Origin of the sequence: Fastidiosibacter lacustris (assembly GCF_003428155.1) — a bacterium.
Lineage (GTDB): Bacteria > Pseudomonadota > Gammaproteobacteria > Francisellales > Francisellaceae > Caedibacter > Caedibacter lacustris.
On sequence record NZ_QLIR01000008.1, the window covers coordinates 38,734 to 54,467 of the forward strand.

Genomic DNA, 15,734 nt, shown 5'->3' on the forward strand with positions numbered 1-15,734 from the left:
ATGAATTTTGTGTTTGATATTGATGGCACAATATGTAACAACGGAAGATATATTGATCCTAATATCGAAAAAGCGATATTGGAATTATCAAAAACAAGAAATGTCATTTTTGCATCTGCCAGACCGATTCGGGATATGTTGCCTTTAATTGATAGCTCATTACATAAAAGTTTGCTGATCGGCTGCAATGGCGGAATTCATTATAAAGATGGTAGTTTTGGTAAAACTCGTTATTTTAAGAAAGAACAGATAATAAGGGTAATAGAGTTTATTAAGAACAATGATATGCCCTATGTCCTTGATAGTGATTGGTTCTTTTCTTTATCAGAAAAAAAACATATGTTTCATGATTATATAAGGTCATTAAGTAATTACGAACTTAGTGAGAAAAAATTGATAAGTAAGGGGGTAACAAAGCTATTAATTTTAGAGAATAAGTTTAAAAACAAATTAATAAAATATCTAAATAAACAGAATATATTGTATAGTTTAAATCATCACACTCAAGAGAGTTTTTTTGATATCACCCCAACTAAAAATAACAAGCTGGTCGCTTTAGAAGAGTGCAATATTGACGTTTCTCGTTCTGTATGTTTCGGTAATGATATGAATGATTTTGAAATGTTAGACAACGCATTTATATCTGTATTTGTGGGCACTAAAAGTTCTTACAACAAAGCTTCAATTTATACCGATTTTCACCATGTTCATAATGTAATAAAAGACTTATCGTCAAACGCTCTAAGAACAAAATGCTTGTCACAAATATAAGCAGGGTGCTTAGGAAAGTTTTTGGTAATTATGTCATTTCTTCAAACAAAATATCTATGTTGGAATATTAAACTGTTTGTGTTGTTTTTCAGGGACAACTATTTAATCGACTGCATTAAGTAACGAATAATAGCATCATCTTCTTTGATCATTGGTGATTGAAAGCTAAGTGGAATCAACTTAGGCTTCATCAAATAACCTTCTTGTTGAATTTTCTTTAAGCTATCTAAATGCTTAAGTGAAGTTTTACCCGTAAATAAAAGACTGATATCCACTGTATGATAAGCTTGAATGACCTCGCGTAACCCACTTAAATACAAAAAGTCTTTGCTAAAGCCCCCTCCTCGATAGACTCGCGCTACTAGGCAAAAACAAGCATGTGCTTCCAAAGCACAGATAGAGCGCATGTAATGATAAGTCTTGGCAAACTCCATATGCTTAATCATATGTTCTACAGCAATCACCCGTAATGCTAATTCATGTAGACGCTTAATGGTTAAATTTCCAGAAAGGTACTCGCTGAATATTGCCAAGCCTTCCTGAGTGTGAGTATTATTTGGTAGACCCAAGCGCAACAATGATAAAGGTTGAGCTTCAGAATTAATAGTAGTTAAGGCATGGACTCCTACTTCGTGGTGAATAAGTGCTTGCAACTCTTTGTCAGTAAAATTTGCATTTTTATTAATCACCACTTCACGCTTATTATTATCCACCATTGCCTTAGCAATCATTTGATCACTTAATTTAACCGTAAAATCAATACCATATTGATGTATGACTTCTTGAAACAATTGAATGATGGAATCACCTGCAAGCGTTGGCTGTTTCGTTTTGTCTTCTATATCAGGGGCATGTAATAAGAAGGTTGCATTGGCAATATCACGATTGCTGGGTTCGCCATAAATACGCAGGCTGTTATAAAAAAACTCATCCTTACTGATACTCGTTAATAGATCCATATCTAGCGCAAGCGCATCAATTACTTCAGTGTAAAGCTGCCTTAATGTAGGCGAGCTGACTCGATTAATTGGTAAATGATAAAGCTTTTCCCTAAATTCAAACGGATTAATTTTAAGTTGACGATAACGAAATTTAGGTTCATAGTTGCCACGCTTTTGAAAAAACTTCTTCTCTTCAGCATGAAAATTAATGGGATTGACATAATTTAATATATCAATTTTACGCGATAACTGAAACAAGCAGCGATCAAACTCTAATAATGTTTTATCGACGATGCTTTGCTGTCTTTTAGCTTTAAGTTTTACCTGCTTAAATGTACTTATAAACCTATAAATAACGCTTTGCAAACCTTGAGCAATTGCCTCAATCATAAGTGGGGAAGGTTCACCTGTAAGCTCATCCATATAAACTTTTTTAATCTCTAATGGAATCAGTAAAGTGTCACTAAAATGTTCACGAATAAACTGTGCTTGATAACCACGCCCATAAAACACTAAATCGCACTCAACATTAACATCGATATTATGAATATTCATTTCTGAAATAAGCAGCTGATTAAACTGAGTTAAACATTTTTGCCATTTACCCTTATTAATAAAATGCGTACCAATATTAAATACAGGCGAAAGCGTGTCACAAATCCGTTGATAATTGTAGCTATGCACATCAAACACACAGCATTTTTTATACTGCTGTTCTAAGGTTTCGACAAGCGCATTTAAAACTTGATAATAGCTTTGATGTTGTGTTTGAAGTTTAGTGATCACTTTGTTTGTTAATGGTCTTTTCCACACAGCTTTTTCCCAAGCACGCTCATAAATACATGACCCTGGGATACGATTTAAATCATAAGCATAGCGAGAATCATGACCAATCAATGTAATGGGTAAATCGCTAATAAAATAATCTGTAAAAGGGTCTTCCTCGTAGTAGCGCTCGACTTTAGATAATGCACAATTCTGTTCTAAAGTTTTATCTAAATGCTCTCCTGCATGAATGGCGGTGGCAACGAATGGCACATAATTGCAAATTGCAATACTAAACCCACCATGATCAACTTTTGCTTTAAAACATTCATGCGCTTTGATTTTAGCCACAATCTCTTTAGTTGATAGAGTTTGCATCATCGATTACCTTAGTTAATAATTTCTTATGCTCAATTAAGTTTCTACGTGTAATAACAATATTTTCTATAAAATCGATCACTTTTTCTTGTAGTTTTACTTTGTTTAACGTATTAATCCTTGAAATTCCACCTGGGCTTTGAACATTAACTTCAATAAGCTTACCATTGATGACATCAATACCAACAAAATATAAGCCATCTTCCACAAGCTTAGGACCAATAAATTTGCATAACGTTTTTTCGTCTTTGCTTAGCACATGCTTTTTAACATAGCCACCTGCATGGACATTAGAGCGAATATCACCTTTTGCGGGAATACGCCGCATCGCACCAATTGGTTCACCATTTAACATCAAAATACGCACATCACCTTGATCTGCTCCTTCTACATACTCTTGCAAAATAACGTAATTGCCTTTTGAATTTTTATTCCCTATATAAAAATCTAACAATGATCTAAAGTTAGATGCTGCTTTTTTCTCAACGATGATCACACCTTCACCACCAAAACCATTTAGAGGTTTTAAAATCATTCTATCTCCAGGAGACTCTGCTAAAACACGCTGTAAATACTCACGGTTTTTTGAAGCGTGTGTCACTGGAATAAAACGGTTTTCGTGATCGTTGAAGGATGATGTATAAAGCTTGTTATTAGCAATCCTTAAGCCATTTAGGCTATTCATGATAAAAGTATGTGAGTCTACCGAATCTAAGAAGTTTAAAGCCAAAGTGTCCAGCGGTGGATTATCGCGCATAAAAATCATATCAAACCCTGACAATGGCAATTGGCAGCGCTTAAATTTGGCGTTTTTATAAAAGGAAACAAAATTATTAGTTACCTTTGTTTCTTTAGTAAAAACGTCAACGTAGGCTTGAGCAACGCTATTACGAATTGTAAGGTTATTTGGAGTTGTCAATGCAACCATGTGCCCTCTTTTGACACACTCATGAATCAAGCGTAAAGTTGAATCCATTTGAGCCTCAACACGCTCCCAAGGGTACATAATAAAACATATTCTCATTTTTAGTGTCCTGATTTTTATTCTTTTTCGCTCATGATTTCTATTAACCACTGATCTAAACAATCAAACATAAAATCTGTCATTAGTCCTTTATCATTAAGTTGGTAAAGCGTAAGCATCAATTGATTAAACTTCGATTTCCATTTTGGCAGGTAGATTAATACTCTATTCTCTGGTCACCTAACTTATATCTGTAAACTGTAATGCATATATCTGTAAACTGTAATGCATATCATAGATCAATTACTTTGACCTATCATTAGCTTTGCTACAGGAGAGAAGCTTTTACGATGTTCAGAAAGCACACCATACTTTTGGAGCATTTCCATATGTAACTTGGTTGGATATCCCTTATGCTTAGCAAATTGATACATAGGATAATGTTGATCAAGCGCAATCATTTGTTGGTCACGATAAACCTTAGCCAAAATTGATGCAGCACTGATTGCTTGAATTTTACTATCTCCTTTGACAATCGCCTCTGACTCAAACGACCAAATGGGTAAATGATTGCCATCCACTAGTACTCTATGAAAATCTGTTTCGATTTTTGCTACCGCACGATGCATCGCCAATAAACTTGCTTGTAAGATATTAAGCTTATCTATCTCGCTGGCGGTACACTCAGCAATAGCATAGGCTTTTGCATTTGTCATGATTTCTTCATATAAAGCTTTACGCTTTTTTTCTGTTAATTGCTTAGAATCTGTCAAACCAAGAATAGGTCTTTTTTCATCTAATATTACAGCAGCTGCCACCACCGAACCAACTAATGGACCTCGACCTGCTTCATCCACACCAACGATGATCATTTTTTTCCCCCTTTAATTTGACTCAAGAACCCACGTAATATTTTGATTTCTTGTGACTCTAACTGCGCACGTTGAAATAAGCGCTTTAACCTATCAACAACTTGTCCTGGTTTGTCTGGATTTAAAAATCCCACTTCAATCAGCTTTTGCTCCAACTGGGTATAAAATGCTTGTACGTCTTTTATGGAAGCTTTATCTTGAATGTGACTTTGCTTTGGTAAAAGTTGTGCCTCATCCTGTTCTTTAAACTGTTTATGCAATTCATAACAAATAATTTGTACTGCTTGAGCCAGGTTAAGCGAAGTATAGTGTTCATTACTGGGAATATAGGCATGCAAATGACACATCAATAATTCATTATTAAAAAGTCCTGTGCGTTCTCGCCCAAATAAAATTGCTACATTTAATCCTTTTTTGGCATAGCTGAGTGCTTCTTTGCTGGCATCTTGTGCGCTTAACATTGGCAGATCCATACGTCTTGTCCTGGCACTGGTACCAATTACTAAATCCACTCCATCTAATGCTTCGATAAGTGTTGATACAATTTTGGCATTGTTAACCACATCCATTGCGTGTGCTGCACTTGCCAATGCCTGTTCATCTGGCAAATATTTTGGCTTAACTAAATAAAGTTCATTAATTTGCATATTCAACATTGCTCGCGCACTACTACCAATATTGCCAGTATGTGAGGTCTCAATTAATACAATCCGTATTTTATTCAACATCTTTAAAATTGAACCTATCACCTTATTCATAAATAAGCTATTATACACAACTAATTTTTTATGAGAGCAAAAAACCAAAAGGTATTGCCAATGCATCCAATGATGAATGTTGCAGTAAAAGCTGCGCGCAAAGCAGGTCGCATGATTCTAAATGCCAGTGAAAATATGCAAAATGTTCAAATACAAACTAAATCACATAACAACTATGTTACTAATGTCGACGTTGAAGTAGAAAAAGCCATTGTTGATATTTTGCAAAGAGCTTTTCCTGATCAATATTACATTACTGAAGAATCAGGAGAATTTGGGAAAAAAAACAGCGATCACACGTGGATTATTGACCCAATTGATGGCACCAACAACTTTATACATCGGATCCCACACCATTGCGTATCAATCGCCATGCAGTTTCGTGGCAAAACTGAGCTTGCAGTTGTTTACAATCCTTATTTGGATCAACTGTTTACTGCAACAAAAGGCTCTGGCGCACAATTAAACGGTCAGCGTATCCGAGTTGCTAATCGTAAAGACTTCACTGGTTGCTTGTTCTCAGGTGCATTGAAGTTTAGTAAAAAAGTGTTCGCACCTAGCTATCCTGAGGCAGTATTAGATTTACATAAAGAAATTTCAGGACTTCGTTATTCTGGCTCTCTTGCCCTTGACATGTGCTATGTTGCAGCTGGCTACTTAGATGCCGTTTGGACTTCACGTGATGCCAAGATCTGGGATACAGCAGGTGCAGCTTTAATTATCAAAGAAGCAGGTGGAATGCTTTGTGGTTTAGATGGTGGGGTAAACTTCTTAGATGATGGTCGCTTAATTGCAGGAAATCCACGAATTGTCTCCAAATTGACAAAATTCTTAGCGCCACATTTAATGCCTGCTAATAGCGAAGCCTAAAGACATTCACTCATATGTTAGCCCTTAACAATCCGCGTGCTATTGCCTGTCATATTATTCACCAAATCGTACAACATAAAGAATCACTTATTCATCTTGATCAACTGCTTAAAGCTTACAATCTAGACCGACAAAATACACGCTTAGTTTATGTTTTATGCTATGGCGTTTTTCGTCATTTCTTTTACCTAGATGCTTGTGTTGATCGATTAGCAAAAAGTAAAACAAAAGCTAAAATACGCTTAATTAGCATGGTCGGCTTATATCAACTTTTGTTTATGAATAAAGCCAAACATGCACTTATTCATGAGACGGTTGAGGCTTGCCAAGAATTAAATCTTGAAAACGCTAAAGGCTTTATCAATGCTCTTTTACGTAAGGTTGCACTTGATTCAACAGTTCTACCACCTATGATAGGTTTTCCTGAGATCCCTGATTGGTTATATGGGAAACTTAAAAAACACTACCCTTATGATATAAAATGTCTTATTGACGAGAGTAATAAGCAAGCACCTATGTTTTTACGTCTAAATCAACAAAAAAACCAAACAGAATTATTAACCACATTGAAACAACAAGGCATTGAATATCATATCACCGATCTACCTTATTGTATTTATCTACAACAAGCCTGTAATATAGACGAATTACCGTTATTTGATGAAGGGTTTTATACCGTTCAAGATTTATCAGCACAATATGCCGCACATATCCTACAACCCAAACCAAATGAAAAAGTATTGGATGCTTGTGCAGCTCCTGGCGGGAAAAGCACTCATCTACTTGAATATTGTCCAGATATCCAACTGACCATTATGGATAATAATCAAAAGCGCTTTCCACGTATAAAAGAAAATATTAAACGCTTGCAACAGCTGAAGTTAAATATCACCTTTCTACTACATAATGCAACACAAGCCCTCCCTCAAAACTCGCAATTTGATAAGATACTTATTGACGCACCATGCAGTGCCACAGGTGTTATTCGTCGCCATCCTGATATTAAGGTTTTACGTACACCAGAAGAAGTCAAAAGCATCGTTGAAACACAAAAAGCGATTTTAAATAACCTATGGCAATACTTAAAACCCAATGGGCTTATGCTTTATGCAACCTGCTCTATTTTACCTGAAGAAAATGATAAACAAATCAATAGCTTTTTACAAAATCATTTAGATGCCTATATATTAGATATTCCAATTTTAAATTTTAAGGCAAAGCAACAACATGGTTATCAACTCTTCCCAAAAACACGAGCGGGAGATGGATTTTATTATTGTTTAATACAAAAAAAGTGAAAGCTAACGTCTTGTCCCCTATTGATAAAAAGTACAAGCACACCTACTATCATGATAGGCGTACAGCGTTTGTGCAACTGAAGTTGAGCCTGTTGCAAAATTCCCTTTATTATCCAGTGCAATTAATCCAACATAATCATCAAGTGCATCACTTTCCTTAATGCTTTTATCGACTGCCTGTTGCAAGCTCATCCCATCTCTTACACGGGTATGTACTTTAGCAGCAACCGCTTCATTGATGATTTGCTCACCAATCCCTGTACAAGATATGCCCATTATTTTTGAAGCATAATTACCTGCTATCGTTGGGCTATCACCAACACGCCCTGGAACTTCAAAACCAGCCCCTCCTGTGGAAGTTAAGGCAACAATATTATTCGAATGATCAAGCACCACCACACCAATCGTGCCAGTTAATCCTTTTTTAAGCTCAAGATATTCTTGGTAACGATGCTCAGTAATTGGATTATACTTGGGCATTTTTAAACGATGGCGTGCATAATATGTTGCTTCATTTGCTGCTAGAATACTATGCTGATGAGTCAAAAGTGATGCTGCTACTTCACTTGGATATTGAATATCTTGAATATTGATGACTGCTGCAAATTTGCCTAAGCAGCTATCCATAATCGAAGCTGACATGCGCACTTGACCATCTTGCTGTAACCTTGAACCAGTTCCTGCATTGAAAATGGGAACATCTTCTAAACACTTTGCTGTAAATACCGCAGTTTTTAATGCATCATCACTTTTTTGTAAAAATGAATAGGCTTGTTTGATAATTGTTAATAAATGATTGTGGTAATCTTGAAACCTTGTGTTGTAATCTTCTCTTGCGCCACAGCCTCCATGAATAATGATTCTTTGCATCATATCACCCTTACTTCATGTACGTTGGCATCATACTTACTGCCTTCTAATAGTAAGTGCATGCGGATGCCAACTAAACTAATTGGATCATTATCACGTGCATCTGGCATAGAAGAGTGTTCAATATGGGACATATCAATAATGGTCAATGCCCCACTACCAACAACTTCAATCACACCATCATGTGCCAAAAACGCACCTGTATCCTCATCGATGCCAACACCGGTCACAAATGGATTATAGGAAAGCGCTGTTAATAAACGCCCTAACCGATCACGTTGTGAGAAGTGTTGATCTACTAAAATCTTATTGGTCAATCCTAGCCCTGGTGCCATATTAACCATATTATAACGTGGCATAAATCCATTTGCCCCTCCTACAATCATATGCTCAGAAATAAACGCCGCTCCTGCTGAGGTGCCTGCAACATGAACTCCTTTGGCATTACATCGACGAATCAATTGCGCCACTTTAGTCCCACCCAAAATCGTAGATAACAAGAGCTGATTACCACCTGTCATAAAAATGCCTGTTGCTTTTTCAAAATGAGCCAAATACGCTTCTTTATAAGTATCTGCACGATTTTGAATTTCTAAACTGATTGCATTTTTAACCCCAAGGTTATTAAAAATTTTAACGTATTCACTCCCAGTATCTAGTAACTTAGATGCTGTTGGGATAATCACAATATACGCATCTTCACCACCACTTAACTCAATAAACCTTGTCAGCACTTTAGAAGAAGTAAATTTATCTTCTCGACCACCAATTGGAATAATATAACCTCTATGAATACCTGAAACTGTCGGTGCTGGCACCTTTATACCTCCTATTTGCTTAGGGTTTATTAGCAAAATGTTTTTACCAAATCTGTTACTGGTGTGATCTGATCATGACAGCAAAGCACACATACATCATCTGATTGTAAATTTTGTAATGCTTGTTTTGCACCAGATAGCTCATCTTCAACAAAAAAGATTGTATCTTGTTTTATGCCAAAATGAGCTAAGGATACTGCTACTTTTTGAGGAATTTCTCCTAACTTTGCACCACGTAAATATTTTTTGAGCTCTTTAATAAAAATCTGGCTTGGTTGATATTGCACAACTACCCTTGAACAATCATCAATTAAGTTAATCCTATCTCCTGTTGTACCAAGCATTAATGAAAGCCTTGAGTCTTTGTTACAGTAGTGACGTGCAAGAGATAAAATTGCATCTAAACCTGCTGGGTTATGAGCAAAATCAACAATAACCGTTGCTCCAGATTGAAGCTCATAGATATTTGCTCTGCCTTGATTTTGATTTATATCGTTCTTATAAGTTGTAAGCGCATGTCCAATATCATCTAAAGATATACCCAGTGCATAAGCTAAAGCAATCGCATGCAATGTATTCTCAATGTTGTGTTTAGCCGCACCATTAATGGTCAGTGGAACATCTGTTAGCTTAACAAGTATATGCTCTTTATAGTTTTCCCACCAAATAAATACGTTATTTTTAACGTAACAAGCTTTATCCTTATCCGATAAAGTACCTAATTGGGATACTTCAATTGGGTTTTTACTAATCAGAATTTTATTAGGTTTTTTAATCACATTGACTAAACTTGCTAAATGAACGTCATCCAGATTGATCACAGCATATGCGTTTTCACCTGCTAATCCTCGATAAACGATACATTTTGCTTCAATAAGGTCCTGAAGTGTTTCAACACCATCTTCACCCATATGATCAGGTGATACATTCGTAATCGTAGCAGCTTTAACTTGAGTTTCAATAAGTCCACGCTTTAATAGACCACCTCGTGCTGATTCTAACACGGCTATCTCCACTTGAGGATTGGTTAAAACAAATTGATGTCCTGTTGGTCCTGAATAATCACCTTTACCTATGATCTGATCATTAATCACTACCCAATCTGTTGAAGCATAACCTGTTAACTTTCCTGCTTGTTGGCAAATGTAATAGGTTAACCTCACCGTTGTTGTTTTGCCATTTGTTCCAGTGACAATCACTGCTGGCACATCATATACATCTTGCCAAGGAATAGATAAATAATCATCCGTTAATAAAGATACTTTATATCTACCGACGCCAGAGCCAACATAAGCTTCATCACCATCTCGAAAAACATTCACTCCATGTGTTTTAGCTTTGGCATAAAGTACGCGATAGGCTGGATTTTGTTCTGCTTTGATCATTTTTTGCAAAACATCCTTAGCCTCTTTGCAAACAACGAATTCCTGTTTATGCAAAAATCTATAACAAGCTTCTTTCCAGGTATAATCAATCACATCGCAGGCAGCTAAAAGAATATCGACAGGTGCGGTAAATGCTAGGCGTAAACCACCATTATAGATTTTATAAGCAAGCTTATACTCTCCCCAATTAAGTTCAGTTAAAACACGCTTACACACATTCTGCCAGATGTTAACCAACTCTTGCTGATGTGACTTTAATGGAATATCTAACACCGTCCCTGTTTCGCTGAAAAAAAGGTTTGGTCCCACTAAGCGACGAGAATACCCTTCTGGTAGATCAATCATAACATTTACCCTTTTTAGTCTGCATCTTCATCAGCATGCACAGCAATTCGCACACCGCGCTCATCGGCAATAATCCCTGCTTGCATCATTTCAACGATCTCTTTTGCCAACCCATGACTTTGAGATAACGTAATGGCATGCTTGTTTACTTGTTGTGGGATCTCCCCTAATGCTGACTCTAGCTTATTAAAGTGAATGATCTGTTTCCAGGTTTTTTTAATGTCATCGGCAAAAATCACAACTAGATCATCTGCTTTGGCATGATTAAGTGCCGTATCAACTGCTTGAGCTTCTTCTTCAATAATTTCTATATTTTGACTTGCTACACCTGCTTCTAACAATCCTTGCTTTAATAAACACGGAATTTCACCATACTCTCGCCCTCTTAATCCATTATCTTGCTTACAAATAAAACGATCAAAATAAGTTGCTGCTGCTTTTGCCAGATTCAACACATCCTGGTCTCGCCTATCTCCAGGTGCCGCAATTACACAAGTTTTAAAACCTTTTACCTCAATTTTCTCAACTAATTTACCTATTGCTTCAACTGCTACAGGATTGTGTGCATAATCCAACAATACTTTAAATGGATGCTCATCAAACCAATTCATTCTGCCTGGTGCTTGGTAAAATGAAGTAGTGAATGTGCGTAAGCCATTTTTAATGTCATCTAAGCCCATATTCATGCTATAAGCAATTGCTACTGCAAACATCGCGTTTTGTACGTTATGAATAGCACGACCTTCCATTGTTGCTGGAATCAAATGTGTCCATAATACAGGCATATGAATGTGATTATCAAAAATTGTAATCATATCACCATTGACACCTTTCTCTATGACAACCGCTTTCCCACCTGTGCGAATATGTTCTTTCACTAAACCATGCTCTGGATTCATCGTTACATACATGATGTGCTGTGCATTTGTATAAGCAGATAATCGTAAACAATGTGGGTCATCTGCATTAAATACAGCTACATCATGAGCAGCATCGGTAACGATTCGCTTGACATCAGCAAGCTCCTCTAGTGTATTAACGCCCTTTAACCCCATATGATCTTCAGAAATATTGATACAAGCACCAACGTTACAATAATCATATCCTAAGCCACTTCTTAATAAGCCACCACGCGCGGTTTCAAACACTGCAACCTCTACGGCAGGATCCCTTAATATCATTTGTGCTGATCTAGGCCCTGTCATATCACCTGCAACTGTTTGCTTGCCATTAACGTAAACTCCATCTGTTGTTGTAAAGCCAACAGATTTGCCTGCAATTTTCCACATGTGTGCTACCATACGCGTTGTTGTTGTTTTACCATTGGTACCTGTAATTGCAGCAATTGGAATTCGTGCACATTCTGTATTAGGAAACAGCATATCCATCACAGCACCAGCAACATCTCTAGATTGACCTTCACTTGGAGAAACATGCATTCTAAAACCAGGAGCAGCATTAACTTCACAAATTGCTCCACCTACTTCTTGATAAGATTGAGTAATATCAGGTGATAAAAAGTCAACGCCACCAACATCCAAACCAATAGCAGTAACTGCACGCTCAGCCATTTCACGGTTGTCTGGATGCACAACATCCGTCATATCAATTGCTGTACCACCTGTTGATAGATTTGCCGTTTTACGTAAATAGAAAGTCTCCCCTTCTGCTAAAACACTCTCTACATTTAAGCCTGCTTTTTCAAGTAGCATCAATGCTTGATGATCAAGTTCTAAACGTGTTAATACTTTTTCATGTCCCACACCACGTCTTGGGTCTTCATTTACAATATCCACAAGCTCAGTAATGCTATGCTTACCATCACCAACAATATGTCCTGGTACACGTTTTGCCACGGCTACAAGCTTACCATTAACAACTAACATCCTATGGTCAAAACCCTCAACATACTGCTCCACAATTACCCAACGACCATGCTCTTTAGCAACGGCGTAAGCTTTTTTCAAAGTTTCTTCATCCTGAATATTAATTGTAATTCCTCTCCCATGATTACCATCCAATGGCTTAACCACAAGTGGGTAACCTAAATGTTTTGCCACTGAAATGGTATCGCTTTCATAACGTATAGTTCTTTGCTTGGGCACGGGTAACCCCAAACCATTTAAGATAGTATTGGTTTGCGCTTTATCACATGAAATCTCAACCGCAATATGCTTAGTTTCGCTTGTAATTGTTGCTTGAATACGTTTTTGGTACTTACCATGCCCAAACTGCACCAATGAGTGTTCATTTAGGCGTATGTAAGGAATATCACGCTTTGTTGCAGCTTCCACTAACGACCCTGTACTTGGACCAAACTCCTTACTTTGCGCAAACTTAATGAAGCCCACTTTTTGCTCTTCAAAATCAAAAGTCTCCAAATTGACATTGAGCTCTTGTTGTAAGTGTTTAGGTAATAAGGATAATAGTAAATCACGCCCAAGATAGCTTGCCTGTAAACCAACATCTTTTTGCTTGTATTCAAACACCATATTATATTGCCCAGGCAGTCCCGTACTTCTTGTTTTACCAAAACTTACTTGGCTACCTGCAATATCTTGAAGTTCAATGGCCACATGTTCCCAAATATGTCCCATCCAAGTCCCTTTACCTTCTTTCATACGACGAATAAAACCACCTGGCTCTCGGTATGAACAACCATGCTCTTTTAACCCTGATAAGGCTTCCACCAACTTATCAATAAACTCATCACCTAATTTTGCAGATGGCCAATGCTCTAAAATACCCAAATCAATTACGTGTCGGATCACTGGGAAATTGGCATATAAATTAGGACCAATATAGACATTACTTGAAATAATTTGCATAAAGCGCTCCCTTGTATTTTTTCCCAAAAATAGTCTATTTAGAATAATCAAACCAAATGCTATTGTATAGCAAACTTTAATGCTTTTTACATTGAAGGTAGATAAAAACATAAGTTGATCAATAATCGCTCTCTAATAAACTTTGAGCTCAACTTCCTATCTCCGCCACAAGTAAGTCGGGGCTCACTGCAACCTCCCGCTGATCGCAGCACGCTAAAGGAAATATATCCTCATGGAGGTTTAACTTCATTTGCCTTCTTTAATTGCTTTGAAGTAGGAAAAAAGCATGGCGATTTTTTGCTTACAACGTATAATAACGAACGTAGAATAGTTAAGGATAGTAAATATTATTATGAATATAGATTTTAGCTTTTGGTTGTTGGTGTTAACCATAGCCTCTGGGATTATCGCCATAATTGATAAATTTAAGTTTGAACCTAAGCGTTTAGCGCCTGTTATCGACCAACTAAAAGGCATGAGCAAAAAAGAACGCCATAAGTTTATCCAAAAAAACAAAGCGTTAAAAGCACCTTTTTTAGCCGATTATGCGCGCTCGCTTTTTAGTGTGTTTTTGATTGTATTCATTCTACGCGGTTTTTTAATTGGGAACTTTCTCATTCCCTCTGCATCAATGACACCAACGCTTCCTGTTGGTAACTTTATCCTTGTCAACAAAACAGCTTATGGCATTCGAAATCCAATCACCAACGCTATCTGGATTAAAACAGGTGACCCTCAACGTGGCGATATCGTTGTGTTTCATTTTCCGGTTAATCCTAATGTCGATTTTATTAAGCGTGTTGTTGGCGTACCAGGAGATGTCATTTCTTACCAAAATAAAAAGCTCACAATTAATGGCAAGTCTATTGAATACAGCAATTGTAAATACGATCAAATTAATAGCTACAATGGCAATGGTGCAAACACGATTTGTATGGAGCACCTTGGTAATACACCACACGAGATTGATATGATTGCAAATACCCCTTCAGCAGATTTTACCAATCTTGTTGTACCACAAGGGATGTATTTTGTAATGGGGGATAACCGAGACAACAGTGAGGATAGCCGCTATTGGGGATTCGTATCAGAGAAAGACTTGGTTGGTAAAGCACGCTTTGTCTGGTTTAGTTGGAACAGTTTAAACAACTCTATTCGCTGGAACCAAATAGCGCGAGTATTGTAGTATGAGAGTTGATTATTCTTCTTTATATCGTCGTATTGGCTATCATTTTAAAAATGAAGCATTGGTTCAACAAGCGCTTACACATCGAAGCAAGCAAAAAGAACATAATGAGCGTTTAGAGTTCTTGGGCGACTCCATTCTTGGGTTTGTAATGGCTGAAGCACTTTACCAAAGGTTTCCTCACGAAGATGAAGGCAATTTGTCTCTTCTGCGCATGTATTTAGTCCGAGGCAAAATGCTAACTGATATAGCCAAGCGTTTCGATCTAGGTGAATACATGTCCTTTGGTGTTGGAGAACTCAAATCTGGCGGATATAAGCGTGCTCGTTTATTAGAAGATGCTTTTGAGGCAATTATAGGTGCAATTTATCTTGATAGTGATATGAACACTGTTAAAGAACAAATCTTAAGCTGGTATGACGATGCACTTAGAACACTCAATATAGAAGAACACACTAAAGATCCAAAATCACGTCTACAAGAATATTTACAGGCTAAGATCCAAACTCATCCTATTTATACTGTTATTGCTACTGAAGGCTTGGATCATGACCAAACCTTTACTGTTGAAGTATCTTTAGGTAGCCTTGAGAAGACTTACTGTGCTAAAGGGAAGTCACGCAAACAGGCTGAACATGCCGCAGCCAAAATCGCATTAAATGCAATCAATATAAAAGAAGACTAA

Annotated in this window: 13 protein-coding genes; 5 read left to right on the forward strand and 8 right to left on the reverse strand. The window is 37.0% G+C overall.

The window, feature by feature from the left end:
- Positions 1-771, forward strand: coding sequence for an HAD-IIB family hydrolase (locus DNJ77_RS05270; protein ID WP_116963950.1), 771 nt, complete (start codon positions 1-3; stop codon positions 769-771).
- Between the two features lie 98 nt (positions 772-869).
- Here DNJ77_RS05270 and DNJ77_RS05275 read toward each other — a convergent pair whose 3' ends face one another.
- From DNJ77_RS05275 to DNJ77_RS05290, 4 genes are all read right to left on the reverse strand, one after another.
- A complete protein-coding gene (locus DNJ77_RS05275) occupies positions 870-2,858 on the reverse strand; it encodes a flavohemoglobin expression-modulating QEGLA motif protein (protein ID WP_116963951.1) in 1,989 nt (662 codons plus the stop codon).
- Positions 2,836-3,879: a glutathione synthase gene (gene gshB / locus DNJ77_RS05280; protein ID WP_116963952.1), complete on the reverse strand. Its 1,044-nt coding sequence runs from the start codon at positions 3,877-3,879 to the stop codon at positions 2,836-2,838. Before gshB ends, DNJ77_RS05275 begins: the two co-directional genes overlap by 23 nt.
- Before the next feature lie 239 nt (positions 3,880-4,118).
- Entirely contained in the window at positions 4,119-4,691 is a 573-nt protein-coding gene (rnhB, locus tag DNJ77_RS05285; protein WP_116963953.1) for a ribonuclease HII, read from the reverse strand.
- Positions 4,688-5,428 (reverse strand): RNA methyltransferase, encoded by a 741-nt coding sequence (locus tag DNJ77_RS05290; protein WP_204723368.1) that lies wholly within the window; start codon positions 5,426-5,428, stop codon positions 4,688-4,690. The genes rnhB and DNJ77_RS05290 overlap by 4 nt, the downstream gene beginning before the upstream one ends.
- Positions 5,429-5,479: 51 nt before the next feature.
- On the opposite strand from DNJ77_RS05290, the gene DNJ77_RS05295 reads away from it, so the two are divergent.
- Complete coding sequence (locus DNJ77_RS05295) at positions 5,480-6,319, forward strand: inositol monophosphatase family protein (RefSeq protein ID WP_116963955.1); 840 nt, start codon at positions 5,480-5,482, stop codon at positions 6,317-6,319.
- 14 nt (positions 6,320-6,333) lie between these two features.
- Positions 6,334-7,617: a 16S rRNA (cytosine(967)-C(5))-methyltransferase RsmB gene (rsmB, locus tag DNJ77_RS05300; RefSeq protein WP_116963956.1), complete on the forward strand. Its 1,284-nt coding sequence runs from the start codon at positions 6,334-6,336 to the stop codon at positions 7,615-7,617.
- An 18-nt stretch (positions 7,618-7,635) separates the two neighbouring features.
- On the opposite strand, the gene DNJ77_RS05305 is transcribed toward rsmB, so the two are convergent.
- The 4 genes from DNJ77_RS05305 to cphA are packed head-to-tail and all read right to left on the reverse strand — an operon-like array spanning position 7,636 to position 13,863.
- On the reverse strand, positions 7,636-8,487 hold the full coding sequence (locus tag DNJ77_RS05305) for an isoaspartyl peptidase/L-asparaginase (RefSeq protein ID WP_116963957.1): 852 nt from the start codon (positions 8,485-8,487) through the stop codon (positions 7,636-7,638).
- The gene (locus DNJ77_RS05310; RefSeq protein WP_116963958.1) at positions 8,487-9,305 is read right to left on the reverse strand and encodes a cyanophycinase; all 819 of its coding nucleotides are present in this window, start codon (positions 9,303-9,305) and stop codon (positions 8,487-8,489) included. Before DNJ77_RS05310 ends, DNJ77_RS05305 begins: the two co-directional genes overlap by 1 nt.
- A gap of 29 nt (positions 9,306-9,334) precedes the next feature.
- Positions 9,335-11,035 carry a Mur ligase family protein gene (locus DNJ77_RS05315; protein WP_116963959.1) on the reverse strand — a complete coding sequence of 567 codons (1,701 nt, stop codon included), beginning with the start codon at positions 11,033-11,035 and terminating at the stop codon, positions 9,335-9,337.
- Between the two features lie 14 nt (positions 11,036-11,049).
- Positions 11,050-13,863, reverse strand: a complete 2,814-nt coding sequence (gene cphA, locus DNJ77_RS05320) for a cyanophycin synthetase (protein WP_116963960.1) — start codon at positions 13,861-13,863, stop codon at positions 11,050-11,052.
- Positions 13,864-14,215: 352 nt separating this feature from the next.
- Between cphA and lepB the strand changes: the two genes are divergently transcribed.
- Both lepB and rnc read left to right on the forward strand, forming a co-directional pair.
- Entirely contained in the window at positions 14,216-15,049 is an 834-nt protein-coding gene (gene lepB / locus DNJ77_RS05325; RefSeq protein ID WP_116963961.1) for a signal peptidase I, read from the forward strand.
- Between the two features lies 1 nt (position 15,050).
- Positions 15,051-15,734: a ribonuclease III gene (rnc, locus tag DNJ77_RS05330; protein WP_116963962.1), complete on the forward strand. Its 684-nt coding sequence runs from the start codon at positions 15,051-15,053 to the stop codon at positions 15,732-15,734.

What these genes read in the sequence shown, in the direction of transcription:
- DNJ77_RS05270 (WP_116963950.1), top strand. Translation starts at nt 1, where the DNA reads ATGAATTTTGTGTTTGATATTGATGGCACAATATGTAACAACGGAAGA.
- DNJ77_RS05275 (WP_116963951.1), bottom strand. Translation starts at nt 2,858, where the DNA reads ATGATGCAAACTCTATCAACTAAAGAGATTGTGGCTAAAATCAAAGCG.
- gshB (WP_116963952.1), bottom strand. Translation starts at nt 3,879, where the DNA reads ATGAGAATATGTTTTATTATGTACCCTTGGGAGCGTGTTGAGGCTCAA.
- rnhB (WP_116963953.1), bottom strand. Translation starts at nt 4,691, where the DNA reads ATGATCATCGTTGGTGTGGATGAAGCAGGTCGAGGTCCATTAGTTGGT.
- DNJ77_RS05295 (WP_116963955.1), top strand. Translation starts at nt 5,480, where the DNA reads ATGAGAGCAAAAAACCAAAAGGTATTGCCAATGCATCCAATGATGAAT.
- rsmB (WP_116963956.1), top strand. Translation starts at nt 6,334, where the DNA reads ATGTTAGCCCTTAACAATCCGCGTGCTATTGCCTGTCATATTATTCAC.
- DNJ77_RS05305 (WP_116963957.1), bottom strand. Translation starts at nt 8,487, where the DNA reads ATGCAAAGAATCATTATTCATGGAGGCTGTGGCGCAAGAGAAGATTAC.
- DNJ77_RS05315 (WP_116963959.1), bottom strand. Translation starts at nt 11,035, where the DNA reads ATGATTGATCTACCAGAAGGGTATTCTCGTCGCTTAGTGGGACCAAAC.
- cphA (WP_116963960.1), bottom strand. Translation starts at nt 13,863, where the DNA reads ATGCAAATTATTTCAAGTAATGTCTATATTGGTCCTAATTTATATGCC.
- lepB (WP_116963961.1), top strand. Translation starts at nt 14,216, where the DNA reads ATGAATATAGATTTTAGCTTTTGGTTGTTGGTGTTAACCATAGCCTCT.
- rnc (WP_116963962.1), top strand. Translation starts at nt 15,051, where the DNA reads ATGAGAGTTGATTATTCTTCTTTATATCGTCGTATTGGCTATCATTTT.